The sequence below is a fragment of the Streptomyces sp. NPDC002886 genome (assembly GCF_042888445.1).
GTDB lineage: Bacteria > Actinomycetota > Actinomycetes > Streptomycetales > Streptomycetaceae > Streptomyces.
Genome location: NZ_JBIAPV010000014.1, coordinates 109,911 through 134,635, shown reverse-complemented (window position 1 = coordinate 134,635; position 24,725 = coordinate 109,911). Strand labels below are relative to the sequence as shown.

Genomic DNA, 24,725 nt, shown 5'->3' with positions numbered 1-24,725 from the left:
GGCTAGACCTTCTCGGCCGCGACCGGCGCGGTCAGGGGCGCCGAACCGGTCACCAGGCGCGTGGCGGTCGTCGTACGGCGGTCCAGGCGGAGGGCTACGAGGCCCAGGGCGATCGCGGTGATCGTCATCGCGCCGCCCGCCCAGGCGGTGGCGGAGTAGCCGTAGCCGGCGTCGATGACGGTGCCGCCGAGCCAGGGGCCGCCGGTGTTGCCGAGGTTGAACGCGGCCGTGGTGGTCGCGCCGGCCAGGGTCGGGGCGGCGCCCGCGACGTTGAACATGCGGGCGTTGAGCGCCGGGGCGGTGAAGAACGCCGAGAAGCCGAGCAGGAACGAGAGGGCGATCGCGGCCGCCGCCGTGGAGGCCAGCAGGGCCAGCGCCGCCAGGAAGACGGTGGAGGCGGTGATGCCCCACAGCATCACCCCGAACAGGTGCGCGTCGGCGATCCGCCCGCCCAGCGTGGTGCCCACCAGCGCGCCGATCCCGAAGAGGCCGAGGATCCACGGGACCCACTGCGAGTCGAGCCCGGCCACGTCCGTGAGCAGCGGGGAGAGGTAGCTGAAGGCGCAGAAGACGCCGCCCGCGGCGAGCGCGGTGACACCGATCGACAGCCACACCTGCCGGTCCCGGTAGATGCGCAGCTCGCGCGCGAGCGTCGGCTTCTCGGCGGGCAGCGGGATCTTCGGGATCAGCGCGAGGATGCCGACCAGCGCGATGGCCGAGGCCGCGCCGACCGCCCAGAACGCGGAGCGCCAGCCCAGGTGCTCACCGAGGAACGCGCCGGCCGGGACGCCGAGGACGTTGGCGATGGAGAGTCCGCCGATCATGACGGCCATCGCGCGGGCCCGCTGGTGCCGCTCGACCATCGCGATGGCCACGGCGGCGCCGACCGCCCAGAAGCCGGCGCAGGCGAGCGCCGAGACGATGCGGGAGGCGAAGAGCAGCTCGTACGAGGGGGCCAGCGCGCCCGCGACCTGTCCGAGGCCGAAGAGGGTGATCAGCGAGAGCAGCGTGGTGCGCCGGGGCAGCCGCAGCGTGGCGACGGCGAGCAGCGGCGCACCGACGACCATGCCGATCGCGAAGGCGGATATGAGCAGGCCGGCCTGGGGGATGGTGACGCCCATGTCCTCGGCGATGGGTGGCAGCAGCCCGGAGAGCATGAACTCGCTGGTGCCGAGTGCGAAGACGGAGAGGCCGAGGATGTAGACGGCGACGGGCATACGGGTGCGTTCGGCTGCTGCGGGCATGAACTACCTCAACCACGGCGAACGGGATCACATTCCCGGGGGCTGATCGCTCCCGCTGCCCGCACCGCCGCCGGCCTCGCCGCCGGCCCCGCCGCCGCCCTCGCTCAGCCGCGCCAGCTCGGCGGCCAGGTTCGTGCGGGCCGGGGCCTCCCAGTGCGCGGCCCCGTAGGCGGTGCGGAAGAGGCGGGGCAGGGCCAGGAGCTGGCGCAGTACGGCGGCCCGGCCGTCGCGGAAGGCCTCGTCGGGGACGAATCCGTACTCGGCGCGGACGGCGGCCGCGTAGGCGGCGTACTCCTCGGGCGTCCCCGCGAGGACGCCGAGGTCGGCGTCGCAGAGGAGCTCGCCGTCGGCGTCGCCGGGTGCGGGGTCGTGGGTGATCGTGAGCCGGACGAGGCGGGCCACCTCGGCGGTGCGGTCGCCGTCGATGCCGAGCTCGGGCAGGGCGCGCTCGGCGAGGGAGGCGCTGCGTTCCTCGTTCTCGGAGCGGTCGGGGCGGTAGACGGCGTCGTGGAACCAGGCGGCGAGCTCCACCGCGGGGCGGTCCGCTCCCGTGCCCTCCGCTGCCAGTACGTCGATGCGTGCGAGTACGTCGGCCAGGTGCGCGGTGGTGTGGTACCTGCGCTGCGGCTCCGCCCAGGCGGCGAGGAGGCGGTCGGCGTAGGGGGCGGGGTCGCGGTCGGGGGCCGCTCCGGCCGCGGTGGTGGTGGCGTGCCAGCGAGCGCGGAGGTCCTGCTCGCGTCGCGTGTCGGAAGTCATGGCGGATGTCATGCGCACATTGTGGTGGTGGCGTGATTGTGCTGGTGGAGGGTGGGCGGAGGCCCGTACCCTGGATATTGGACTAGACCTATTTTCCAATGTGGGACGAAGGATGGGATTACATGAGCAACCGTGCGCTCCTGGAGGTGATCGCCCTCGACGTGGAGGACGCGGTCGCGGCCCAGGCCGGTGGGGCGGACCGACTCGAACTGGTCACCGACATGGCCGCCGACGGGCTCACCCCGCCGCGCGAGACCTTCGCGGCGATCCGGGCGGCGGTCGACATCCGGCTGCGCGTGATGCTCCGGAAGGCGGACGGCTTCTCGGCGGGCTCCGCGCAGGACGTGGAACGCCTGGTCGAGGAGGCGCGGGCGCTGCGCGCGGAGGGGGCGGAGGAGTTCGTGCTGGGCTTCCTGAACCCCGACGGCAGCCCCGACCTCACCGCCGTGGAGGCGGTCGTGGCGGAGCTCGGTGGTTGCGGGTGGACGTTCCACCGGGCGATCGACCGGGCGGCCGACCGTGACCTGCTCCGCAAGGCGGTGCGGGACCTGGACGGGCTCGACACCTACCTGACCGCGGGCGCGGCGGGCGGGGTCGACGAGGGCCTGCCGGTGCTGCTGGCGGAGGCGGCGAAGTCCGGCACCCCCGGGTACGAGCCGCGGATCCTGGTCGGCGGCGGCCTGGGCCTCTCCCACCTGCCGGTGCTGCGCGAAGCGGGCATCGACGCCTTCCACATCGGCAGCGCAGCTCGCCCTTCCGGGTGGGACCGGCCGGTGTCGGCGGCGGCCGTCGCGGAGTGGCGCGCCGCCCTGTCCTGACCGGACGGGAGCTGTGACCGGACCTGACCGGGGCGGGGGCGGACCGGGCGGGGGCGGACCGGACGGGGGTGGACCGGACGGGGCGGGGTCCTGCCCTGCGGGGCCGAGTCCCCTACCCGCCCTTCGCCCGTTCCCCGGGGCTGCGCCCCGGACCCACCTGGGGCTCCGCCCGGGGAACGGTGGAACCGGGGCCTCGGGCGGGGTCTGGGGGAGGGCAGGGGACAGCCTCGCAGGGTTACGCCAGGGCCCCCGGCAGCGGGGCGGCGTGCAGGACGGTGAGACCCGAGACGGCTCGGGTGAGGCACACGTACAGGCGGCGCAGGCCGGTCCGCTCGTCGGGCTCGCCGGAGACCACCTCCGCCGGCTCGTGCAGCACGACGTAGTCGTACTCCAGACCCTTGGCCAGCGAGGCCGGCACCAGCGTCAGCCGCGACTCCGCGGTCGTCTCCTCACCCGGTGCCAGGTACGGGAGGCCCGCCTCCGCCAGCGCCTCCCCGAGTTCGGGGATCCGCGCGTCCGCCGCGATCAGCCCGATCGAACCCTCGTGCACGAGCGAGGCCCGGCAGGCCTCGACCACCGTCGCCGGAAGGGCGGAGGGGGAGTCGACCGAAGAGACGATCAGCGAGCCCGGGGTCTCTCGGACCGAGGAGACCGGGGAGAGGCCCGGCGAGATCGCCGGCAGCAGCCGCGAGGCGTAGGCGATCACCTCGCGCGGCACGCGGAAGCCCGCGGTCAGTTCCTCCAGCACCGCGCTCGGCTTGCCCAGATGCGCCAGCGCCTCGTCCCAGCTGCGGGTCGCCCACGGGGTCGTGCCCTGGGCGAGGTCCCCGAGGACCGTCGCCGAGCCGGTCGTGCAGCGCCGTCCCACCGCCCGGTACTGCATCGGGGACAGGTCCTGCGCCTCGTCGATGACGACATGGCCGAGCGAGTGCGTGCGCTCCACCAGGTCCGTCGCCTCGTCGATGAGGACCAGGTCCGCCGCCGACCACTTCACCGACTTCACGCTGCGCGCCGGCTTCGCCCAGAGGAGGATCCGCTGCTCCTGCGCCGAGAGGATGCCCTCCGCGTGCTCCGCGAGGAACTCCGCGTCGGAGAGCAGTCGCAGGACCAGCTTCGCGGGCTCCACCAGGGGCCACACCGCCTTGACCACGGCCTTCACGGCGGGATTGCGCGCCACCGAGTCCTGGACCCGGTCGTCCGGCGCCTCGCCGGCCTGCTCCATGCGGACGAGGACCGCGTGCGCGATCCGCTGCGGGAGGGCGTCGCGGGCGGCTCCGTAGCGGATGTCGCGGTTCTGGAGTTCGGCGACCATCTCGGCGATCTCGTACGCGGGAACCCGCCAGCGGCGCGATCCGCGGACCACCATCAGCGGTTCCACCGGCTCCGTCACGTGCGAGTCGACCGCGCGGCGCAGTACCTCCGCCATGCGGGCGTCGCCCTTGATCACGGCGGTTTCGGCGGTGTCCGCGCCGCGCACCTCCAGGTCCGCGCGGGCGACCAGATCGTCGACCGTGGCCTGCTTGACCTCCAGCTCGCCCAGCGCGGGCAGGACCTGCTCGATGTAGTGCAGGAAGGAACGGTTCGGCCCGATGACCAGGGTGCCCGTACGGGCGAGGCGGTCGCGGTGCGCGTAGAGGAGGTACGCGACACGGTGCAGGCCGACGGCCGTCTTGCCGGTGCCGGGGCCGCCCTGCACGCAGACGGAGCCCGACAGGCCGGAGCGGACGATCTCGTCCTGCTCGGGCTGGATCGTCGCCACGATGTCGCGCATGGGGCCCACGCGCGGGCGCTCGATCTCCTGCTGGAGCAGCTTGCTGACGGCCGCCGCCTCGGCGGGGTCGGAGAGGTGCTCGTCCTCGTACGCGGTCAGCTCGCCGCCCGTGTAACCGAAGCGGCGGCGCAGCCCGATGTCCTGCGGGTCGTTCTTGGAGGCCCGGTAGAAGGGCTGGGAGACGGGCGCGCGCCAGTCGATCACCATGGGGTCGCCGCCGGCGTCGTGGACGTGGCGGCGGCCGATGTAGAACTGCTCGCCCTCGGCGCCCTCGGAGAGCTCCGCGCCGGGCGCGTGCAGGTAGTTGAGGCGGCCGAAGAAGAGGGGGGTGTGGGAGAGGTCGGCGAGGGCCTTGATCCGGTCGTCGATCTGGGCTTGCAGGACGACCGCGTTGACCCAGTTCGCGGTGACGTCGCGGATGTCGAGGTTCTCGACGTCCTCGCGCATCGCGCGGAGCGCGGACCGGGAGGCGGCGAGGTGGGCCCGCTCGCGGCCCAGGGGATCGGTGGCGGCCTCGCCGGGTGCTGATGCGGCGTCGGGGTCGGTGACGTGGGCGTGCGCGGGCACGGAACTGCCTCCATCTGCTGAGGACCTGCGTGATGCGGGCGGACGGGCCCGCCGGTTTCCGAGCGGCGGGCGGCGCTCCCGGTGACGCGGACGGGAGGCGGCAAGAGCGGAGATTCTAGTCATCGCGGAGCCGCTGCGCGAATGGATTCATCGGATGTCGAGGGGGCCGAAAGTCCTTTGGCGGGGTCACCCCGTACGGGGGGTGTTCGGGCCGTGTCCTCCTTCGGACAGAGCCCGTAGGGGGCGGCATGGGCCGGGAGGAGGATGCCGGGGACCTGCGGGTTCAGCCCTCAGGGCGATGTGACAAGCCGGGCGAAAACCGACCATGGATACATGAGCACCGCAACCTACACCCCGGTCCAGGGTCGCCGCCCTCGCGGCGCCACCGCCACTTCCGACTCCCGCCGCCCCCGCCACAGCGCCGGCAGCGTCCTGCGCGCCGCCAAGGTGTTCGCGGCGACCGCCGTGAGCGTCGTCGTCCTCGGTGAGTACGCCGAGGACGCGGGCGTCATACGCCGCTGAGGCCCGGCGCCTCCGCTCGGGGGTCGGGGCGTTGATCCACTAGGGTCGCGCCGTGACCCTGAGTCCCGAGCCCGGCCGCTCTCCGTCGCCCCGCGCCGGCGTGCTGCTCGCGGGCCTGCTGCTCGTGCTCGGCGTGCTCTGCGTCGCCCTGCGCATCCCGGTGGCCGAAGCGCTCGCCCCCGGGCTCTCCGCCGCCGAGTGGAGCCCGCCCGCCGCGTATCCGCCCTTCGCGGCCATCCTCTTCGCCCCGGCCGCCTGGCTGCCGACCGGCGTACTGAAGGCCGTCCTGGTGTGGGGCAGCGCAGGGCTGTTCGCCCTGCTGATCCTGCTGTCGTGCCGGCTGGCCGGACTGCGGGCCCGGCCGGGCGCCGTGCTGGCCGCCACCGTCGCCGGGCTGTGGCTGGAGCCGCTGTTCCAGACCCCGCTGTCCGGCCAGATCGCCCTGGCCCTGGCCTGCGCCGTCCTGTGGGACCTGCACCGGCCGCGCGGCGCCCTCGGCAGGGGCTTCGCGCTGGGCGCGGCCGCCGGGATCACCCTGACCCCGGCGCTGCTGATCCCGTACCTCCTGCTGGCCGGCCAGGTCAGGGCCGGGCTGACCGCGCTGGGCGCCTTCGCCGGCACCGGCCTGCTCGGGCTGCTGGTCCTCCCGGGCGCCTCCGCCGAGTTCTGGTCCCGGCACCCGGCCGCGGGCGGCCGCTCGCTCCTGCTGGACTGGCCCCACCTGTGGGTGTGGACGGTCCCGCTGCTCACGGCCCTGCTCGCCGCCGTGCTGCGCCGGCGGGTCCGTCAGTCCCCGGCCAGCAGCTCGTCGGCGTCCATGATCCGGTAGGCGTAGCCCTGTTCGGCCAGGAAGCGCTGGCGGTGCGCGGCGAAGTCCTGGTCGATGGTGTCGCGCGCGACGACCGAGTAGAAGCGCGCCTCGTGGCCGTCCGCCTTCGGGCGCAGGACGCGGCCCAGGCGCTGGGCCTCCTCCTGGCGGGAGCCGAAGGTGCCGGACACCTGGATGGCGACCGTGGCCTCGGGCAGGTCGATGGAGAAGTTCGCGACCTTCGAGACGACCAGCACGCTGATCTCGCCCTCGCGGAAGGCGTTGAAGAGCTTCTCGCGCTGCGCGTTGGAGGTCTCGCCCTTGATGACGGGCGCGTCGAGGTGCTCGCCGAGCTCGTCGAGCTGGTCGATGTACTGCCCGATGACCAGCGTCTGCTCGCCCGCGTGCTTGCGCACCAGCGCCTCGGTGACCTTCCGCTTGGTGGCGGTGGTCGCGCAGAAGCGGTACTTCTCCTCCGTCTCGGCGGTCGCGTAGGCGAGGCGCTCCGACTCGGTGAGGTTCACGCGGACCTCGACGCAGTCGGCCGGGGCGATGTAGCCCTGCGCCTCGATCTCCTTCCACGGGGCGTCGAACCGCTTGGGTCCGATCAGCGAGAACACGTCCGACTCGCGGCCGTCCTCGCGCACCAGCGTCGCGGTCAGGCCGAGGCGGCGGCGCGCCTGGAGGTCGGCGGTGAACTTGAACACCGGAGCCGGCAGCAGGTGCACCTCGTCGTAGAGGATCAGGCCCCAGTCCCGGGAGTCGAAGAGCTCCAGGTGCGGGTAGATGCCCTTCCGCTTCGTCGTGAGCACCTGGTACGTGGCGATCGTGACGGGCCGGATCTCCTTGCGCGTGCCGGAGTACTCGCCGATCTCCTCCTCGGTCAGCGAGGTCCGCTTGATCAGCTCGTGCTTCCACTGGCGGGCGGAGACGGTGTTCGTGACCAGGATCAGCGTGGTCGCCTTGGCCTTCGCCATCGCGCCCGCGCCGACCAGCGTCTTTCCGGCGCCGCAGGGCAGTACGACCACGCCGGAGCCGCCGTGCCAGAAGCCCTCGACGGCCTGCTGCTGGTAGGGGCGCAGCGCCCAGCCGGTCTCGTCGAGCTCGATCGGGTGGGCTTCGCCGTCCACGTACCCGGCGAGGTCCTCGGCGGGCCAGCCCAGCTTGAGCAGGGTCTGCTTGATCTGTCCGCGCTCGGAGGGGTGCACGGCGACGGTGTCGGCGTCGAGGCGCGCGCCGACCAGCGGGGCGACCCGCTTCGACCGCAGGATCTCCTCCAGTACCGGCCGGTCGGTGCTGGTCAGGACCAGTCCGTGGACGGGGTGCTTGGAGAGGGTGAGCCGGCCGTAGCGGGCCATGGTCTCGGCGACGTCGACGAGCAGCGCGTGCGGGACGGGGTAGCGGGAGAACTCCACGAGGGCGTCCACGACCTGCTCGGCGTCGTGCCCGGCGGCCCGTGCGTTCCACAGCCCCAGCGGCGTGATCCGGTACGTGTGGATGTGCTCGGGGGCGCGCTCCAGCTCGGCGAAGGGCGCGATGGCGCGCCGCGCGGCCGCGGAGAGCTCGTGGTCGATCTCCAGGAGGAGGGTCTTGTCGCTCTGGACGATGAGGGGCCCGTTCACGCACGTCCCTTTCGGCGTGGGAGGACCGCCCGGACGCGGGCGGCCAAACCTCCAGTCTGCCGTATCGCTCCGCGGGCCGGGTGGTTCTGGTCGCGCCCCGGCCGCCACGGGCGTCGCCCCGGCCGTTAGGGGCGCGCTCTGGGGGCGGGCGTGGAGGTGGCGAAGGCGAGGATCTCGGCGGCGGCCTCACGGAGGGTGGGGAAGTGGCGGTGGGCCTCGGGGTGGGCTTCGGGGGTGTTGACCGTCCAGACCGTCATGCCGGCCGCGAGGCCCGACCGGACGCCCGAGGGGGCGTCCTCGACGACCAGGCAGTGGGCGGGGTCGGCGCCCAGCAGTGCCGCGCCCCGCAGGTACGGGACCGGTGAGGGCTTGCCCTCCGCGACGGTGGCGGCGTCCACGAGCACCGGCGGCACGGGCAGGCCGGTGCGGTCGAAGCGGCCGCGCACCCGGTGGGCGTAGTTCGAGGTGACCAGGCCCCAGCTTCCCGGGGGCAGGGCGGTCAGCAGCCCGGCCGCGCCGTCGAAGGCGGCGTAGGTGCCGGACCGGACGTCCTCGTCCTCCAGCTCGTGCAGCGCGGCCAGGCACGCGTGCGGGTCCAGCTCAGGGGCGACGGCCGCGAAGGTCTCCATCGGGCGGGTCCGCAGGGCCACGGCGTAGACGGCGTCCGGGTCCAGTCCGTGGCGGGCGGCCCAGGTGGCCCAGACCCGGCGCTGGTTGGCGACGGCGTCGACGAGGGTGCCGTCCACGTCGAACAGGACGTACCGGGCGGGAGCGGCGGGACCGGAGGGGACGGCGGGACCGGAGAGGGTGGCGGGAGAGGAGGGGACGGCGGGAGCGTGGGCTGCGTGGGTCACCGGCGGATCATGCCAGGCCGCGCAGGAGCAGGTTCAGGCCGCCCTCGAATTCCCGCTCCTGGCTGACCGAGCGGGCGTCGCGCGCGGTGGCCGTCATGTACGGGAACTCCTCCGCGGGAAGACCGGCGATGGCGGTGGTCCCGGGGCCGGCCAGCGGCCCGAGGTGTTCCAGCTGCGTGGCGCCGAGCACGTACGCGATGAGCGCGCGCAGCGCGATCACCCGGTCCTCGGCCTCCACTCCGGCCTCGGTGAGGACGCCGAGCACGGTTTCCGACCAGCGCAGCCCGCTCGGCGAGCGGTGCCGGTGCGTCAGGGAGAGCGCCAGGGTGTCCGGGTGGGCGCTCATGGTGTCGCGCAGGCGGCGGGCCAGGACGGTGATCCGGCCGGGCCAGGGGCCCGGCGGCGGCGGGGTGCTGTCGACGCCGCTGAGGACGAGTTCCACGACGAGGGCTTCGAGTTCCTCGCGGCCCGGGACGTAGCGGTACAGGGCCATGGGGCTGGTGCCGAGCTCGGTGGCGACGGCGCGCATGGAGAGGCCGGAGAGCCCGTCGCGGTCGATGACGGCGAGGGCGGCGGCGGCCAGTTGGTCCGGGGTGTGGGAGCGGGGGCGCGGCATGACGGTTGACAGCGTACGGCATACGCCTACGCTGGAGAGGTAGGCGTACGGCATACGCCTACGCCTGTCGAGGGAGGGTTTCCCATGTTCGAACCCGGTTCCGTGGTCCCCGTACGCCTGCTCACGCCCCTCACGGGAGAGGCCGTTCCCGTGCCCGATCCCGAGGGGCTGGTCCATCTGCAGTTCCGGCGTTTCGCCGGCTGTCCCGTCTGCCACCTCCACCTGCGCTCCGTCGTCCGGCGGCACGCGGAGATCGAGGCCGCCGGCATCCGGGAGGTCGTGCTCTTCCACTCCGCCGCGGAGGAACTGCGCCCGCACACCGCCGACTTCCCCTTCGCCGTGGTCGCCGATCCGCGGCAGCGGCTGTACCGGGAGTTCGGCGTCGAGTCCTCCCCGCGCTCGCTGCTGGACCCGCGCGCCTGGGGCCCGGTGCTGTGGGCGGTCGCCCGGTCGGCCGTCGAGGTGGTGCGCGGCCGGGAGCGGCTGCCCGCCCCGCGGCAGCCGAACGGACGGCTCGGGCTGCCCGCCGACCTGCTGATCGGGCCCGACGGGACGGTGCTGGCCGCCAAGTACGGGGAGCACGTCTACGACCAGTGGTCGGTCGACGAACTGCTCCGGCTGGCGGCGGCCCGATATCCCGTGGGCATCGGAGAAGGCTCCGCGTAGGGTCCGCGCATGAGCAGCGATCAGCAGAGCTTCGTCCCGCCGGCCGAGGTGTTCGAGGTGCCCGTCCGGCTCGTCGGGGAGGGCTTCCGGCTGGAGCCCCTCGGGCCCGAGCACAACGAGGGCGACCTCGCCGCCTGGAGCGGCAGCGTCGCGCACGTGCGCGCGACGCCCACCTTCCTGGGCGACTGGCCTCCGGGGGGAGGCATGAGTCCCGAGGAGAACCTCGCCGACCTGGTGCGCCACGCAGGGGACTTCGCCGACCGGCGAGGATTCACGTACAGCGTCCTGGAGGGGGAGCGCGACGGGGAGGGCGAGGTCATCGGCTGTCTCTACATCTACCCGGCGCGCGAGGAGCCGACGCGCGTGCGCGTCAGCTCCTGGGTGCGCGCCGACCGGGCCGCGCTCGACAAGGCGGTGTACGAGACCGTCCTGCGCTGGCTCGTCGAGGTCTGGCCCTTCGGCGCGGAGCGCATCGACTACGCGGCGAGGTGATCGGCCGGCCCCCTGTCCCCGGCCCCCGGTCTCCCGGTCCCCGCCTCCCCGATCGTCAGTCGTCGCAGGTGTGGAAGGTGCAGAAGCGGACCTCGCTGACGCCCGGGAGCCGGGAGATCTCCTCCTTCAGCGCCTCCCGGCCCCCTTCCTCGGGGAAGGTCTTGGGCATGCCCACCTCGATTCTGAATCCCTCGGCGAACTGACCCACCTCCACATCGGTCGCGCCGAACTGCCGCAGCCGTTCCTTGTGCTCGCTCAACTCCTGGCGGGTGTAGCGGCTGTCGCCGTCCAGCTTCGCGGAGAAGTACGGGGGCGGCTCGTTCGCCTCCGACTCGTGGTCCGACGGGAAGAAGGAGGGGAAGGCGATCAGGGCGAAGGCGCCGAGGACCGCCAGGGGCGACGCCACCGCGAACCGCAGGCCCGGGCGGTTGCCGGGGTCCACGAAGGCCGCGGCCAGCAGCAGTACGGCGGCCGGGAGGAAGAAGAACATGCCGATGAGGACGCCGATCACCGACCAGGCGATCAGGCCCGTTCCGATGAGGAGGCAGGTCCGCGCGAACGCCTTCGGGGCCCCGCGCATCAGGAGCGGAGCGGCGGTCACCAGCGCGGTGGTGAAGAAGAACCCGCCCAGTAGCTGGGACATGGCGATCCCCAGGGCCGCCGCGATGCCCGCCGCCACGATCCCCGCCACGCCCCAGGCCCACTGCCCGCCGGCCACTCTCCGGGATTCCCCCATGACGCCCCCTCGGTCTTGAACATGTTCAACTGAACGCGTTCAAGATAACGCACGAACGGTGCGCGGGGTAGCGGTACGGGCGACCGGACGCGGCTCGGTGCCCCTTACGCGCCCAGGTGCTCCAAGGGCCCGGCCGGATAAGGGGTTTCCAGCGGGAGCAGGGCCCGCGCCGCCTCCGGTTCGCCGGAGCGCAGCAGGCCGTGGATCTCCCGGGCCAGCGGGGTGACATCACGGACGGAGACCGTCCACTCGTCGGCGTAGGCGCGGGACATCGGCCCGGACAGGCCCAGTTGGAGCGAGCGGTGCGGCAGCGGGTTCAGGTGCAGGTCCCGCTCCGGGTCCCACTGGACGCGGGCGGGGGCGGTGCGCAGCGTCCTCGCCCAGGCCTCGCGGTCGGCGTGCACGCCGGAGACGTAGTGCGACAGGCAGGCGCCGCTCAGGGCCCGGTCGAAGCCCGCGCGGGTGATCTCCACGGCCAGCACCGTCTCCTGGTCGGCCTTGGTGGCCCAGCCGCAGCGGTACATCATCCAGAGGAAGGACGGCTTGACCCAGGTCATCCGCTCCCGCTTCCAGGCGGGCGGAAAACGGCCGTCCCGGGCGGCGGGCACCCCGATCCGGGGGTGGTAGGCCTGGTACACGGTGACGGTGCCGGCGGTGTGCGCGGCACGGATCTGGTGGCGGGGGACGGGGTGGGCGGTCGCTTCGGGCATGCCCCCAGGGTGCGGGCCCGCGCACCGCCCGGGCCAGGGGTTTTCCTTCCGCGCGTACGGAGGGACCGCGCGCTAGATCTGGTCCTCCTCCAGTTCCGCGACCCCCGTGATCCGGTGCAGCGCGAAGGTCCGTACCTCGTCCGCCGTGTGGTCGTACCCGGTGACGAAGCCGCCCTCCACGCGCACCGGGGCGATGACCCGCTGGCTCGCCGCCCCGTCGGCGTTGACGTAGCCGATCCACACCGCGGACCCGGTGAGCGCGGCCGCCTGCACGGTCGCCAGCGTCTCCGCCGCGCTCGTGCGCGGGAGTTCGCCGGGGGTGGTTCCGGTCCCGCTCGTCCCCGCGGCGGAGGCCGGCTCCTTGCGGACCGCCGTCGCCGCCAGGTCGCCCGCGCGGATCGCCCGTACGGCCGCCCCCAGCAGCGTCCGATCCGGGACGGGCGGCCCGTCCGGGACCGGTACGGGCAGGGCGCGCGCCGGGGTGCGGTGGGCGTCGGCGCGGGAGACCAGGACGTCACCCGTACGGGATTCCGCGGCCGGGGCGTACCCCATGGCCCGCAACCCGTCGAGCAGCGCGGTCGGTTCGGCCTGCGCGGCCAGGACGGTCGGCGCGAGGCGGCGCAGCCCGAGGCCGGCGGACCGCTTGTCGGCGAGGATCTCGTTCAGCATGCCGTCGTCGTCGCAGCGCACGTACGAGGAGGCCGCGCCGACCCGGAGGTGTCCGTGCCGCCGGGCCACGTCGTCGATGAGGTACGACAGCGGCTGCGGCACCGGGGTGCGGCTGTGCTCGGTGAGGAAGGACTGCAGGTCGACGGCGGTGTGGCCGGCGTCCAGGGCGCGTCTGACCGATCCGGGCGTGAAGCGGTACACGGTGGCCCCGCCCTTGGACTCCACGTCCGCCAGCACGGCCAGCACCTCGGCGAGGGCCCGCCGCAGCGGCCCCGGAGCCACCGCCGTCAGGTCGGCCTGGAGCAGTACGTGGTCCACGGGCTCGGGCAGCAGCGGCGCGAGCAGGGGCGCCGGGTCGCGCCCCTCCAGCAGGGCACGGCCGGGCGCGGCGAGCGCGCCCCGGCCGGTGACTCCGAGCACCTCCGCCTCGGTCAGCGTCCAGCGGGCGAGGCGGGCGCGCAGTTCGCTCGTCCCGCGCACCGGCCGCTCCCAGTCCAGGCGGGCGAGCAGCGCGGCCGGGTCGGGGGAGGCGCCCTCGGGGAGGGCGGCGAGCAGTCCGAGGATGCGGCGGCGCACCTCGGGGGCGGCGGAGCGGTCCAGTTCGGCCCCGAGCGCGGAGAGCGTACGGCCCTTCGCGTCCTGTTCGCCGACCAGTCCCGGGGTCCGGGTGGCGGCCAGCCAGGCCGTCGCCAGCACCGACCAGCGCTCGGCGGGCGGGGCTTCGAGCCAGTCGTCGAAGGCGGGGGTCGGGGCGTACCGCTCGTCGGCCTCGCCGTCGCTGGCCAGCAGGCCCGCCGCGTAGGACAGCTCGATCCAGAACGCCGCCGACGGCTCGTCGGTGTCGAGCGAGGACGCCGTCCGCTTCAGGTCGCGTACGGAGAGCCCGCCCGCGCGGAGCACGGCCGGACCGGTGTGCTCCCAGGACTTCACCAGCTCCTCGACCGTCGACAGCGCGGCCAGTGCCTGGCCGGCCGCGTTCGCGTCCACAAGCTGTGGACGGTGTTCGCGGTGCGCGGGAACCGCCGGGGGCAGCGGCTCCGTCAGCCGGTGCGCGAGCCCGCCGCGCAGGTACAGGGCCACCTCGCGCGGCAGCAGCACCGTGCGCGCGGAGGCGGGCAGCAGCAGGCCCCGGTCGCGCAGCCAGCGCACCGGAGGCGTCGGATGGGGCGTCACTTCCCCGTACGGCGGACCCCACACGAGCCGGCCCAGCACCTGGTGGGCCTCGGCCGGAGCCTCGTCGAGCAGCGCCGACATCCGTACCGGGTCGGTGAACAGGCCCGTCAGCGCGGTCACCGCCGACACCGGGTCGTGCGTCGGGGGCAGCCCGACGGCCGCCACGATCTCCTGGATCCGGGTCGGCGACATGCCGGCCGTGGCCTCCGCGACGGTGGGGCCGAGCCCGGTGGGGGAGGGGCGCGTGGCGGAGGGGGCGAGCAGTTCGCGGGCGGTGCGGACCAGGCGCAGCCGTTCGTCGTCGCCCCAGACCAGGGCCTGCTCGCGCAGGGTGGCCAGGGCCCGGGGGAGTTCGGCGCGGGCCCCGTTGTCGGCGCCGGAGGTGGTGCCGGTGTCACCGCTGAGCAGGGACTCCAGTACCGCGTAGGGGCAGGGTTCCGGGCCCACCGCCAGGGCCTCGGCGGCCTGCAGGGCGAACCGGTCCAGGCGGTCCAGCGCGCGCACCACCGAAGCCCGCGTACCGGCCCGGGTGGCGAGCTGCGTCACGTCTCCGGGGACCGGGCTCAGCAGGTCCGGCCGGGCGCGCAACAGGGCGCCGAGCCCGTCGTCGTCGCGGGCGCGCAGCGCTTCGGCGAGGGAGCGCGGAGCGCTTCCCGCGGTGCTCGGGTCAGGCACGGTCGTCGCCTCCTGGTCGCGTCGGCCGGTCAGTCGGCCGGTCCCCATCCGGTCAACGGTATCCGCTGCGCCCCCGGCCGCTCCACGGGCGCACGCGCTACCTTCTGTCGAGGTGGCACGGGAGGAGCCGGGGCGTGGGGATCGAGAGCGACCATCTGGTCTACGAATATCTCAGCCGGGTCGGGGACTTGGCGCAGCGCAGGCAGCTGCCGTCGGGGGACCGGATGCGGCTGGTCGCGGGGTTGCGGGACGAGATCGACCGGCGTCGGGCGAAGTACGAACCGGAGACGACGGCGGCGGTCCGGCGCATCCTGGAGCGGATCGGCACGCCGGAGGAGGTGCTGGACACGCTGTCGACGACGGGCGGGGCGCAGCCCGTTCCCCCGGCCCCGTTCGCTCCCGCCACCCCCTCCGCCTCCGCGGTGCCGGTGCAGCGGGGGCCCGCGCCGCCGCATCTCGCGGGGCTCGACGAACTGGGCCCCGGCGAGCGGCTGGAGCCCGACTGGTGGACCGTCGGGCCGGCATCGACGGTGGAGGGCTTCGCGGGCGGGATCGAGATCCCGGAGCTCCTGAAGGGGCCGGGCGCGGCGCGGGGTCCGGAGCCCGACCCCGATCCGGAGGAGTCCGCCGGGGCCGCTCCCGGGCCGCGGCCCACGCTCAGGGGCTTCCTGCGCGAGCGGCGGCGCCGGGCGAAGGCGGAGGCGGCCCCCGCCGCGCCGGCGGCCGCGCCGCGGCCGAAGCCGTACGCCTTCCTGCTGCTCGCGGCGGTGACCCTGGTCGCGGGGGCCGTCTCCGGCTACTGGCTGCTGCTCGCCGCGGGCTGGCTGCTCGCGTACGCCTCGCGCGTGCTGGGTCCCGCGGAGCGGAAGTGGGTGGTCTTCGGGCTGCCCGGGGTGGTCTTCTCGGGGGCGGTGGTGTGGCTGTGGGGCCGGCTCAACGGCCGCTGGGGCGACCCCCTGGCCGACGCCGCCCTGAGCGGAACCTTCCGGGACCTCCTGCCCTGGCTGGTGCGAGCCGCGGCGGTGTCCTCGGCGCTGTACCTGCTCTGGCGCTCCCGGCGCCGCTGAGCCCCTCCTCAGCCCTTCTTCTTTTCCGCTTTTCGGCCTTTCGCCGGCCGGCGGAATGACAAAATCCTCCCGAAGCGGTGGCGCACCGACGGGGGTGGGGCTGTGCGATTACGACGTGTCGCGATGACGGTGTCGGTGGTGATCGGCTCGCTGCTGGCGGGCTGTGACGCCCCGGGAGGCGAGGGCAAGGACTCCGAGCCCCGCGGCGAGGCGCGCGAGGCGCTCTCCGCCCGGCTCGCCGAGCGGTCCCTGGCGGCCGCCAAAAAGGATCCGCGGCTGGCCACCGCCCTCGCCCAGGAGGCGGCCGGCCTGGGCCACGGCGAGAAGGTGGTCGCCGCGCTCAACGCCCTCGCCTCCCCGCACCTGGTACTGCCGCTCACCACGGACCCGGCGGACGGCGTGTTCCGCCTGCTGCGCGCCTCCGCCGAGGGGCGGGTCGTCGCCGGGGCCTCCGACGCCGGCGCCGTGGTGGTCTGGGACACGTACACCGGAAAGCCCGTGCTGCGGGGCGGGCTGCCGGCCGCCGCCACGGAGCTGGCCGTCTCACCGAGCGGGACGCTGGTGGCGGCGGCGACGGCGGCGGGTGACGTCCGCGTGTGGAGCACCGGCACCCGGAAGGAAGCCGCACGGTTCACTCGCCCCGCGGACGGGAACACCGGGCTGGCGTTCGACATCGGCGGCGCCCACCTGCTCTCCGGCTCCGGGGCCGCGATCGAGATCCGCGACACCAAGATCTGGACGAGCGCCGCCCGCATGCCCGCGGAACCCGCCGGATCGGTCCGGGACCTGGCCTTCTTGTGGGACTCCGGCTTCCCGGAGCCGACGCTGGTCGCCGTGTCCAACGGCGGGGTGCTCCAGCGGTTCTTCGTGGGGCAGCGCAAGCGGCTCGACGGGGTCCCCCTCACCAAGGTTTCGCGCGAGCCCGTCCCGCACCGCTTCGGCCCCACCTCCGGAGTGCTGCCCGTGGTGGGCCTGACCGGCGCCGGGCGTTCCCGCTTCCTGCGCCTGGACACGAGTCCGCGGGGGGCGGCCGCCGTGCGCGAGGAGTTCGTGGACTCGGCCGGTACGCGGCCACGGGATCCCATGGAGGGAGACGGGGCCGGATCGGACGAGTACGAGGGGCAGGAGGACGGGGACGGTACGGGTGGCTCGCCGGCGCCGGGCACTCCCGACGGCTTGCCGGACCAGGTGCTGACGCTGTCGGTCATCGACCACAACTCCTGGGTCGCCAGCACGTCCGACCGCACCCGGGCTGTCGTACGGGGGTCCAAGGAGGACACGAGCGCCTACACGGAGCTGTGGGGGCTCGGCCCGGGCGGGAAGACCGAGCCGATCAGTGCCCTGGTCGCATGGGAGCAGGGGAACCAGGGCTCCACCGCGGCCTTCGGGATCGACGACGGCCGGGTCCTGTTGTGGACGTTCTCCCGGCAGCAATATCCGGAGGACCCCTTGCGGCCCGAGGCGGTGGACGTGGACGACGAACTGCTGCGGCTGTGCCGGGCCGCCCCGGTGGAGCTCGACGAGACCGAGTGGCGGAAGCACCTGCCCGGTGTGCCCTACAAACCCGCCTGCCGGGCGGCCTTGGAGAAGGCCAACGCGGGCTACGGAGAAGGCTGACGGTCGGCCACGACGATGTCCGGCACACCGATGGTCCGCCCACCGGCGGACCGGGAACGAAGGGAACGGGACGCAGAGATGAGCACCCCGCCGCAGCCGCCGCCCGCCGGGCCACAGCCCCAGCCCGGGCCCGCTCCGGGCGCCGGCGCCCCACCCCCGCCCGCTGCCGGTGCCCCCGCCCCCGCGGCGGCCCCGGCCGCCCCGCCCGGCCCGCCGTTACGGCAGCGGATCGGTTCGGGACTCGGCCGGTTCGGGAACAGCCGGCAGGCCGCGCTCTGGGTCACCGTGAGCGCGCTGCTGCTCGCCGGGGTCGGCATCGTGCTGGACCGGGTGGTCTGGGACGAGCCGGGGCGCTTCACCGTGGTGGACCTGTTCTCCGAGGAGACGAAGGACGCCCCGTTCGCCGAGGGCAGCACCGAGAACCCGGGGACGGGGGGCACGGGCACCGCGCCCGCGGCCGTCCTCACCATGGTCCTGAAGAACAACACCGACGACCTGCACACCTTCAAGGCCATCGGCGTGCGCACCAAAGCAGAGGTCAAGGTCGACGAATGCAAGAAGGGCTCGGGTGGTGACACCCTCTACACCGGCGGGTTCGAGGTCCAGGCCCCTCCGCTCGGGCAGAAGTCCGAGACGCCGATCCCGCTCGGCTACAGCGTCCCGGTGAAGGGGATAGAAGCCCGCCACCTCACCATCGGCGCCGCTTCGTACGGCGGGACCGGCTCCGGCGGACCCGTCCTGGCGCTGGAGGTCTATCTGGTCGAGGACGACGGAAAGGTCTTCGAGGTGGGCCGGGTCGCGGTACAGGGCAACGCCCTGGCCACCACGGTCTACCCGATGAACGTGGACCTGCTCCCGGTCGGCGACCGGGTCGATCCCGACTGCGTGGCCAAGATCGCCGACGGCATCGACCAGATGCAGAAGAAGGGCTACAAGCTCTCCAAGGACGTCCGGGCCGTCCGCGACGGGGCACGCACCACCGCCGAGAAGCTGCGCGGCTGAGCCCTCAGCCGGAAGGTGCCGGAGCGGGCACCGCCGCCGGCGCCGTCCACGGGGACGTCGGGACGATCAGGGGGGAGCCCGTCACCGGGTCCGGGATGACGATCGAGTCGAGGCCGAAGACCTCGCGGACCAGGTCGGCCGTGACGACCACCGCCGGCGGGCCCTCCGCCACCACCCGGCCCGATTTCATCGCGACCAGGTGGTCCGCGTAGCGCGCGGCCTGGTTGAGGTCGTGCAGGACGGCGACGACCGTGCGGCCGCGTTCGTGGTTCAGGCGCCGGACCAGGTCCAGCACCTCGACCTGGTGGGCGATGTCCAGGAAGGTCGTCGGCTCGTCCAGGAGCAGGATGTCCGTGTCCTGGGCGAGGGCCATCGCGATCCAGACCCGCTGCCGCTGCCCGCCCGACAGCGCGTCCACGGGCCGGTCCGCCAGGTCCGCCACCGAGGTCCGGGCCATCGCGTCGACGACGGCCCGCTCGTCCGCCTCCGACCACTGCTGCCACCAGTGCTGGTGCGGCTGCCGCCCGCGCGCCACCAGGTCCGCGACCGTGATCGCCTCCGGGGCCGAGGGGGACTGCGGGAGGAGTCCGACCGCCCGGGCGATCCGCCGGGTGGGGAGGGAGGAGAGGGCCTCGCCGTCCAGGACCACCGACCCCGACCGGGGTCGCAGGAGCCGTCCCAGGGCCCGTAGCGTCGTCGACTTGCCGCACGCGTTCGGGCCGACGATCACCGTCACCTTGCCGTCCGGGACGGACAGGTCCAGGTCTTCGACGACCACACGGTCCTCGTAGGCGAGGGTCAGTTCCCGCGCGGACAGACGGCTCACGGCTTGCCTCCACTGCGGCTGCGCATGATCAGCCAGATCAGGTACGGGGCCCCGACGGCGGCCGTCAGGACGCCCACCGGGAGTTCGGTCGGGGACAGGAGCTTGCGGGCGAGCAGGTCGCCCAGGACGACGATCACGGCGCCCGTCAGGGCGGAGCAGAGCAGCGGGATCTGGGCCGTGCGGGTCATCCGGCGGGCGATCTGCGGGGCGAGGAGTGCCACGAAGTCCACCGGGCCGGCCGCGCCCGTGGCCACGGAGGCGAGGATCACGCCGAGGGCGACGAGGCCGAGGCGGACCCGGCCCAGCCGGATGCCGAGCGCGGTGGCCGTGTCGTCGTCGAGGGAGACAGTGCGCTGGGCGCGGGCCGCCCACAGGACGCCGGGGAGGAGGGCGAGCAGGACCCACGCCAGCGGCGTCGCGACGTCCCAGCCGCGGCCGTTGAGGGAGCCCGTCATCCAAATCTGCGCCTGCTGTGCGACGAGGTAGTCGCCCTTGGTCATGAGGAGGGTGGTCACCGAGCGCAGGGCGATGGCGAAGCCGATGCCGATGAGGACGAAGCGCGTCGCGTGCAGGCCGCCCCGCCACGCGAAGACGTAGACGAGCGCCGCAGCGGTCATCCCGCCGAGCACCGAAAGGTACGGCAGGACGGTGTACGAGGTGACGCCGAAGGTCAGCGCCGCCACCGTGACGGCGCTCGCGCCCTGGCTGATGCCGATGATGTCGGGGGAGGCGAGCGGGTTGCGGGCGACGGTCTGGATCAGCGCGCCGGCCACCCCGAAGGCCAGGCCGACGAGCAGGCCCACCGTCATGCGGGGCAGCCGCAGGGTGCCGACGACCAGGTCGTCGGGGGAGGGCTGTCCGAGGAGGACCTTCAGCACCTCGCCGGGGGCCACGAAGGACTCGCCGACGGAGAGGTAGGCGACGCACACCGCCGCCAGGAGCACGGCCAGGCACAGGGCCGTGGCCGCCGCCCGGCGGTGCAGGAGGAAGGAGCCCCGGCCCGAGCGGGGGCGCACGAGTGCGTAGCCGGCGGGGAGGACCCGGGTACCGGTGCTCATGCCGCCACCGGCTTCCGGCGGACCAGCGCGATCAGGAACGGGACCCCGATCAGCGCGGTCATCACCCCGGCCGGGACCTCGCCGGGCGGCACCACGATCCGTCCGAGTACGTCCGCGACGAGCAGCATCACGGGGCCGATCAGGGCCGCCATCGGCAGCGCCCAGCGGTGGTCGCTGCCGACGACGGCCCGTGCGAGGTGGGGTACGGCCAGTCCGATGAAGGCGATCGGCCCGGCCGCCGCGACCCCGGCGCCGGTGAGGACGGTGGCGCCGAGGCCGCCGACGATCCGTACGGCCGCGACGTTCTGCCCGAGCCCCTTCGCGAGGTCCTCGCCCAGCGCGAGCGCGTCCAGGCCGCGGGCCACCGACACCACCAGGACGGCTCCGACCAGCAGGAACGGCCAGATCTGGTGGACGACGGAGGCGTCGCGCCCGGCGATCGAGCCGACCTGCCAGAAGCGGAACTCGTCCAGCGCCGAGGCCTTCGTCGTGAGGACGCCCATGGTGACCGACACCAGCAGGGCGTTGATCGCGGCCCCGGCCAGGGCCAACTTGACGGGGGTCGCCCCGCCGCGGCCGCCGGCGGCGACGGCGTACACGGCCACCGAGGCGACGGCGGCGCCCGCGAAGGCGAACCACACGTAGCCGCTCAGGGTGTGCACCCCGGCGAAGGCGATGGCGCAGACGACGGCGACCCCGGCTCCCTGGCTGATGCCGAGGATGCCGGGGTCGGCGATGGGGTTGCGGGTGATGCCCTGGAGCGCGGTCCCGGCGAGGGCGAGGCCCGCGCCGACCATCAGGGCTATGAGGGTCCGCGGTACCCGCAGCGTGCGGACGACCTCGGCGTCCGGCCCGGTGGCGCCCCGGAAGAGCGCGTCGAAGACCTCTCCGGGCGCGATGGCGCGGGCTCCGACGGCGAGGCTGAGGAGCACCGCGCACAGCAGCGCGCCGAGGCCGGCCGCCGTCCACGCGATGCGACGGGCCGTCAGGGCGCGCCGACCCGCCGTGGGGGCCGCGGGGAGGTGTGCCGCGGGAGCCGCGGGGGCGGGGGCTGACATGTCACCAAATTTCACTGTCTGGTAAGGCGAGGCTAAGTCTACGTTCCCGGTCGCGGTGCCCGGGTCGGCAGAATGGAGCCATGACTCCCGAGACGCAGCTGACCGTCGGGTTCGACCTCGACATGACCCTCATCGACTCCCGGCCGGGCATCAAGGCGGCCTTCGAGGCGCTCTCGGCCGAGACGGGCACGTTCATCGACACCGAGCAGACCGTTTCGCGTCTCGGGCCGCCACTGGCGCAGGAGCTCGCGTACTGGTTCCCCGAGGCGGAGATCCCCGCCGTGGCCGACCGCTACCGGGAGATCTATCCCGCCTACGCCATCGAGCCGACCCCGGCGATGCCCGGTGCCCGCGAGGCGGTCGAGGCGGTCCGCGCCCTCGGCGGCCGTGCGATCGTCGTCACCGCCAAGCACGAGCCCAACGCCCGCCTGCACCTGGACCACCTCGGGATCAAGCCCGACGCGGTCATCGGCTCGCTGTGGGCGGAGGCCAAGGCGACCGCCCTGCGCGCGTACGCCGCCCAGGTCTACGTCGGCGACCACGTGGGCGACGTCCGCGGCGCCCGTACGGCCGGAGCGGTGTCGGTGACGGTCCCGACGGGCCCGTGCCCGGAGCCGGAACTGCGGGAGGCGGGCGCGGACGTGGTCCTGGCGGACCTCACGGAGCTGCCGGCCTGGCTCGCGGAGTACGAGCGCACGCGGACCGTGTAGCAGGCGGAGCAGGCGGAGTACCCGGAGCAGGGGCCCTACGCCTGCGAGGCGCGGGCCGCCGTGCGCTGCGCGGCGGCCGACCGCAGCACGCCCGCCGCCGAGATCATGAAGCCGACGCCCATGAGCATGCACACGGCCCACGCGTACGAGGGGAACGGGTCCGTGTCGAGGAAGAGCGGGGCCATCGTGGCGAGCGTGGCGACGGCGCCGACGATGAAGACGATGCCGCCGGCCTTGACGAGCGCGTCACCGGGGCGGGCCGCGTCGGGGTCCACGGGCTCGGGCTGAGGAGTAGGGGTCACGGGGCCAGGGTAGTTCCCCGGCCCTCGGCCGGCCCCGTCCGGTGGGCCGTGCCCGCGGATCCCGCGCGACCGCCGGATCAGTCGAAGATCGGGCCGCCCGCCGTCCTCGTACAGCCGTCGTCGCCCGGGAGGACGGGCGCGAACGATACCGGCCAGTGCTCCTGGCCGGTATGGGTGGAGCAGCTTGACGAGGGGTAGATAGACGGCGAGGCTTCGGGCAATGGCAGGCAAGAGCAAGCGCTGGATAGCCTGACCTGCGGGAACAGTGGTTTGGCTGACTGGTGGAATGGGGTGCTCGCTTTGCCTACCGGCAAGGTCAAATGGTTCAACAGCGAGAAGGGCTTCGGCTTCCTCTCCCGCGACGACGGCGGCGACGTCTTCGTTCACTCGTCCGTGCTTCCCGACGGGCTGGACGCCCTCAAGCCCGGCCAGCGCGTCGAGTTCGGTGTCGTCGCGGGGCAACGCGGTGACCAGGCGCTTTCGGTGATCGTCCTGGATCCGGCACCCTCCGTCGCGGCCGCGCAGCGGCGCAAGCCCGACGAGCTCGCGTCCATCGTGCAGGACCTCACGACCCTGTTGGAGAACGTCACGCAGCAACTGGAGCGGGGCCGTTACCCCGACAAGGCGCACGGCGGGAAGATCGCCGGCATGCTGCGCGCCGTGGCCGACCAGCTCGACGTCTGACCCTCGCGCACGACCGTGCCCCGCCGCCCGTCAGGGCCGCGGGGCACGGTCATGTCCTACGGGCCTACGGGAAGGCCAGCGCGTCCGCCGCGATGGCCGGAACCAGGCCCTCCGCGGCCGCCCGGGTCAGCAGGCCGCGCACCGCGGCGTAGCCGGCTTCGCCGAGGTCGGCGGTGAACTCGTTGACGTACAGCCCGATGTGCTGGTCGGCGACGGCCGGGTCCAGCTCCTGCGCGTGCTCCCGTACGTAGGGCCGGGACGCCTCCGGGTCCTCCCAGGCCATCCGGACCGACGTACGGGCCGACTCGGCGAGCGCGCGCAGCGCGTCCGCGCCCAGCGAGCGCTTGGCGATGATCGCGCCGAGCGGGATCGGCAGGCCGGTCGTGGACTCCCAGTGCTCGCCCATGTCGGCCAGGCAGTGCAGTCCGTAGTCCCGGTAGGTGAAGCGGGCCTCGTGGATGACCAGTCCGGCGTCGACCCGGCCGTCGCGCACGGCGGGCATGATCTCGTGGAAGGGCAGGACGACCACCTTGCCGACGCCTTCGGGCAGCACGTCGGCGGCCCACAGCCGGAACAGCAGGTAGGCGGTGGAGCGTTCGCTCGGCACCGCGACCGTCTTGCCGGTCAGGTCCACGCCCGGCTCGCGCGTCAGGACCAGGGGTCCGCAGCCGCGGCCCAGCGCGCCGCCGCAGGGGAGCAGCGCGTACTCCTCCAGCACCCACGGCAGGACGGCGTAGGACACCTTCAGGACGTCGAACTCGCCGTCCTCCCCGCGCTCGGCCAGGCCGTTGGTGATGTCGATGTCCGCGAAGGTGACGTCGAGGGCGGGTGCGCCGGGGATCCGGCCGTGGGCCCAGGCGTCGAAGACGAAGGTGTCGTTCGGGCAGGGCGAGTACGCGATCCGTACCGTCCCGGCGGCGTCTGCTGCGGTCATGAGGGTCCTCCCCAGGAAGCGAGTACGGGGCCCAGGGCCCGGAAGCCGTCGGCCAGTGCCGTCAGCGCCTCGCCGATCCGCCAGGCGTCGCGGTCCCGCGGGCCCACGGAGTTGGAGACGGCTCGGACCTCAAGGACGGGCAGCCCGTGGGCGGCGGCGGCCTCGGCGACCCCGAAGCCCTCCATGGCCTCGGCCCCGGCGAGCGGGTGCCGGGCGGCGAGGGCCGTCGTACGGGCGGCCGTGCCGGTGACGGTGGAGACGGTCAGTACGGGCGCGAGCAGCGCCCCGGTGGCCTCGGCGGCGCGCGCGGCGAGCTCTGCGGGAGGCAGGTGCACGCTGCGGCCGAAGCCGAGTTCCACGACGGTGAGGAAGCCCTGCGGGGTCTCGGCGCCCAGGTCGGCGGCGACGATCGCGTCGGCGACCACGAGGGAGCCGATCGGGGCGGCGGGCGCGAACCCGCCGCCGATGCCGGCGGAGACGACGAGGCCGTAGCCGTCCGGGGCGGCGGCCGCGAGCGCCAGGGCGGTCGCGGTACCGGCTGCCGCGGCGGCCGGTCCGACCCCGGCGACCAGCACGTCGAAGGCTCCCCGGCGGTGGATGAGGTAACCGCCGGGGAGGGTGCGCGGCGGTTCGCTGCCGGGGGCGTGGTCCGGGCCGTGCTCGTCGACGGGGACGTGGTCCGGATGAGGGACCGGACCGGACAGGCCCCGGACGACGGAGTCGGCCTCCGCCGTCACCGCGGTCACGATGAGCGCGCGCATGGTGGGC

The 24,725-nt window shown here is 74.2% G+C and carries 25 protein-coding genes; 10 read left to right on the top strand and 15 right to left on the bottom strand.

Going from position 1 to position 24,725, the window contains the following annotated elements; all coding sequences use genetic code 11:
• Positions 1 to 2 precede the first annotated feature (2 nt).
• Together ACFYYB_RS38425 and ACFYYB_RS38420 are read right to left on the bottom strand one after the other, a co-directional pair.
• A complete protein-coding gene (locus tag ACFYYB_RS38425; RefSeq protein ID WP_389442908.1) occupies positions 3 to 1,217 on the bottom strand; it encodes a Cmx/CmrA family chloramphenicol efflux MFS transporter in 1,215 nt (404 codons plus the stop codon).
• Positions 1,218 to 1,271: 54 nt separating this feature from the next.
• Positions 1,272 to 2,012 carry a hypothetical protein gene (locus tag ACFYYB_RS38420; RefSeq protein ID WP_389442651.1) on the bottom strand — a complete coding sequence of 247 codons (741 nt, stop codon included), beginning with the start codon at positions 2,010 to 2,012 and terminating at the stop codon, positions 1,272 to 1,274.
• A 110-nt stretch (positions 2,013 to 2,122) separates the two neighbouring features.
• Between ACFYYB_RS38420 and ACFYYB_RS38415 the strand changes: the two genes are divergently transcribed.
• On the top strand, positions 2,123 to 2,818 hold the full coding sequence (locus ACFYYB_RS38415) for a copper homeostasis protein CutC (protein WP_389442649.1): 696 nt from the start codon (positions 2,123 to 2,125) through the stop codon (positions 2,816 to 2,818).
• A 235-nt stretch (positions 2,819 to 3,053) separates the two neighbouring features.
• Here ACFYYB_RS38415 and ACFYYB_RS38410 read toward each other — a convergent pair whose 3' ends face one another.
• Positions 3,054 to 5,156: a HelD family protein gene (locus ACFYYB_RS38410; RefSeq protein WP_389442646.1), complete on the bottom strand. Its 2,103-nt coding sequence runs from the start codon at positions 5,154 to 5,156 to the stop codon at positions 3,054 to 3,056.
• Positions 5,157 to 5,489: 333 nt separating this feature from the next.
• On the opposite strand from ACFYYB_RS38410, the gene ACFYYB_RS38405 reads away from it, so the two are divergent.
• Positions 5,490 to 5,678, top strand: coding sequence for a hypothetical protein (locus ACFYYB_RS38405; protein WP_327306059.1), 189 nt, complete (start codon positions 5,490 to 5,492; stop codon positions 5,676 to 5,678).
• A 52-nt stretch (positions 5,679 to 5,730) separates the two neighbouring features.
• Positions 5,731 to 6,507: a glycosyltransferase family 87 protein gene (locus ACFYYB_RS38400; RefSeq protein ID WP_389442644.1), complete on the top strand. Its 777-nt coding sequence runs from the start codon at positions 5,731 to 5,733 to the stop codon at positions 6,505 to 6,507.
• Here ACFYYB_RS38400 and ACFYYB_RS38395 read toward each other — a convergent pair.
• The 3 genes from ACFYYB_RS38395 to ACFYYB_RS38385 all read right to left on the bottom strand — a co-directional run bounded on the left by ACFYYB_RS38395 (position 6,465) and on the right by ACFYYB_RS38385 (position 9,578).
• Positions 6,465 to 8,108: a DNA repair helicase XPB gene (locus tag ACFYYB_RS38395; protein WP_327253467.1), complete on the bottom strand. Its 1,644-nt coding sequence runs from the start codon at positions 8,106 to 8,108 to the stop codon at positions 6,465 to 6,467. The two genes, ACFYYB_RS38400 and ACFYYB_RS38395, sit on opposite strands and share 43 nt — an antisense overlap.
• A 125-nt stretch (positions 8,109 to 8,233) precedes the next feature.
• Positions 8,234 to 8,863, bottom strand: coding sequence for an HAD family hydrolase (locus ACFYYB_RS38390; RefSeq protein ID WP_389442906.1), 630 nt, complete (start codon positions 8,861 to 8,863; stop codon positions 8,234 to 8,236).
• 106 nt (positions 8,864 to 8,969) lie between these two features.
• Positions 8,970 to 9,578: a TetR/AcrR family transcriptional regulator gene (locus ACFYYB_RS38385; protein ID WP_389442641.1), complete on the bottom strand. Its 609-nt coding sequence runs from the start codon at positions 9,576 to 9,578 to the stop codon at positions 8,970 to 8,972.
• 84 nt (positions 9,579 to 9,662) lie between these two features.
• On the opposite strand from ACFYYB_RS38385, the gene ACFYYB_RS38380 reads away from it, so the two are divergent.
• Together ACFYYB_RS38380 and ACFYYB_RS38375 are read left to right on the top strand one after the other, a co-directional pair.
• Positions 9,663 to 10,244 carry a peroxiredoxin-like family protein gene (locus ACFYYB_RS38380; RefSeq protein ID WP_389442639.1) on the top strand — a complete coding sequence of 194 codons (582 nt, stop codon included), beginning with the start codon at positions 9,663 to 9,665 and terminating at the stop codon, positions 10,242 to 10,244.
• Positions 10,245 to 10,253: 9 nt separating this feature from the next.
• Complete coding sequence (locus ACFYYB_RS38375; protein ID WP_389442636.1) at positions 10,254 to 10,736, top strand: GNAT family N-acetyltransferase; 483 nt, start codon at positions 10,254 to 10,256, stop codon at positions 10,734 to 10,736.
• Between the two features lie 55 nt (positions 10,737 to 10,791).
• Here ACFYYB_RS38375 and ACFYYB_RS38370 read toward each other — a convergent pair whose 3' ends face one another.
• The 3 genes from ACFYYB_RS38370 to ACFYYB_RS38360 all read right to left on the bottom strand — a co-directional run bounded on the left by ACFYYB_RS38370 (position 10,792) and on the right by ACFYYB_RS38360 (position 14,747).
• Entirely contained in the window at positions 10,792 to 11,472 is a 681-nt protein-coding gene (locus tag ACFYYB_RS38370; RefSeq protein ID WP_389442633.1) for a hypothetical protein, read from the bottom strand.
• A gap of 104 nt (positions 11,473 to 11,576) precedes the next feature.
• Positions 11,577 to 12,182, bottom strand: coding sequence for a DUF4291 domain-containing protein (locus ACFYYB_RS38365; protein ID WP_389442630.1), 606 nt, complete (start codon positions 12,180 to 12,182; stop codon positions 11,577 to 11,579).
• Between the two features lie 72 nt (positions 12,183 to 12,254).
• Positions 12,255 to 14,747, bottom strand: a complete 2,493-nt coding sequence (locus ACFYYB_RS38360) for a helicase C-terminal domain-containing protein (RefSeq protein ID WP_389442627.1) — start codon at positions 14,745 to 14,747, stop codon at positions 12,255 to 12,257.
• Between the two features lie 86 nt (positions 14,748 to 14,833).
• Here ACFYYB_RS38360 and ACFYYB_RS38355 point away from each other — a divergent pair, with 86 nt between their 5' ends.
• From ACFYYB_RS38355 to ACFYYB_RS38345, 3 genes are all read left to right on the top strand, one after another.
• Entirely contained in the window at positions 14,834 to 15,766 is a 933-nt protein-coding gene (locus tag ACFYYB_RS38355) for a hypothetical protein (protein WP_389442624.1), read from the top strand.
• Positions 15,767 to 15,868: 102 nt separating this feature from the next.
• Positions 15,869 to 17,383, top strand: a complete 1,515-nt coding sequence (locus ACFYYB_RS38350; protein WP_389442621.1) for a WD40 repeat domain-containing protein — start codon at positions 15,869 to 15,871, stop codon at positions 17,381 to 17,383.
• Positions 17,384 to 17,461: 78 nt separating this feature from the next.
• Positions 17,462 to 18,385, top strand: a complete 924-nt coding sequence (locus ACFYYB_RS38345; protein WP_389442618.1) for a hypothetical protein — start codon at positions 17,462 to 17,464, stop codon at positions 18,383 to 18,385.
• A gap of 4 nt (positions 18,386 to 18,389) precedes the next feature.
• Here ACFYYB_RS38345 and ACFYYB_RS38340 read toward each other — a convergent pair whose 3' ends face one another.
• From ACFYYB_RS38340 to ACFYYB_RS38330, 3 genes are read right to left on the bottom strand one after another with little or no spacing between them, the layout of a single operon-like run.
• Entirely contained in the window at positions 18,390 to 19,211 is an 822-nt protein-coding gene (locus ACFYYB_RS38340) for an ABC transporter ATP-binding protein (RefSeq protein WP_389442614.1), read from the bottom strand.
• Positions 19,208 to 20,269 (bottom strand): FecCD family ABC transporter permease, encoded by a 1,062-nt coding sequence (locus ACFYYB_RS38335; RefSeq protein WP_389442611.1) that lies wholly within the window; start codon positions 20,267 to 20,269, stop codon positions 19,208 to 19,210. Before ACFYYB_RS38335 ends, ACFYYB_RS38340 begins: the two co-directional genes overlap by 4 nt.
• On the bottom strand, positions 20,266 to 21,327 hold the full coding sequence (locus ACFYYB_RS38330) for a FecCD family ABC transporter permease (RefSeq protein WP_389442608.1): 1,062 nt from the start codon (positions 21,325 to 21,327) through the stop codon (positions 20,266 to 20,268). Before ACFYYB_RS38330 ends, ACFYYB_RS38335 begins: the two co-directional genes overlap by 4 nt.
• A gap of 80 nt (positions 21,328 to 21,407) precedes the next feature.
• On the opposite strand from ACFYYB_RS38330, the gene ACFYYB_RS38325 reads away from it, so the two are divergent.
• Positions 21,408 to 22,037 (top strand): HAD family hydrolase, encoded by a 630-nt coding sequence (locus ACFYYB_RS38325; protein ID WP_389442605.1) that lies wholly within the window; start codon positions 21,408 to 21,410, stop codon positions 22,035 to 22,037.
• A gap of 35 nt (positions 22,038 to 22,072) precedes the next feature.
• On the opposite strand, the gene ACFYYB_RS38320 is transcribed toward ACFYYB_RS38325, so the two are convergent.
• Positions 22,073 to 22,339, bottom strand: coding sequence for a hypothetical protein (locus tag ACFYYB_RS38320; protein WP_389442602.1), 267 nt, complete (start codon positions 22,337 to 22,339; stop codon positions 22,073 to 22,075).
• A gap of 300 nt (positions 22,340 to 22,639) precedes the next feature.
• Between ACFYYB_RS38320 and ACFYYB_RS38315 the strand changes: the two genes are divergently transcribed.
• Complete coding sequence (locus ACFYYB_RS38315; RefSeq protein WP_323187858.1) at positions 22,640 to 23,023, top strand: cold-shock protein; 384 nt, start codon at positions 22,640 to 22,642, stop codon at positions 23,021 to 23,023.
• A 64-nt stretch (positions 23,024 to 23,087) separates the two neighbouring features.
• Here the strand turns inward: ACFYYB_RS38315 and ACFYYB_RS38310 are convergent, their stop codons facing one another.
• Both ACFYYB_RS38310 and ACFYYB_RS38305 read right to left on the bottom strand, forming a co-directional pair.
• Positions 23,088 to 23,957, bottom strand: a complete 870-nt coding sequence (locus tag ACFYYB_RS38310; protein WP_389442599.1) for a 1,4-dihydroxy-6-naphthoate synthase — start codon at positions 23,955 to 23,957, stop codon at positions 23,088 to 23,090.
• A complete protein-coding gene (locus tag ACFYYB_RS38305) occupies positions 23,954 to 24,718 on the bottom strand; it encodes a futalosine hydrolase (RefSeq protein ID WP_389442597.1) in 765 nt (254 codons plus the stop codon). Before ACFYYB_RS38305 ends, ACFYYB_RS38310 begins: the two co-directional genes overlap by 4 nt.
• Positions 24,719 to 24,725 lie beyond the last annotated feature (7 nt).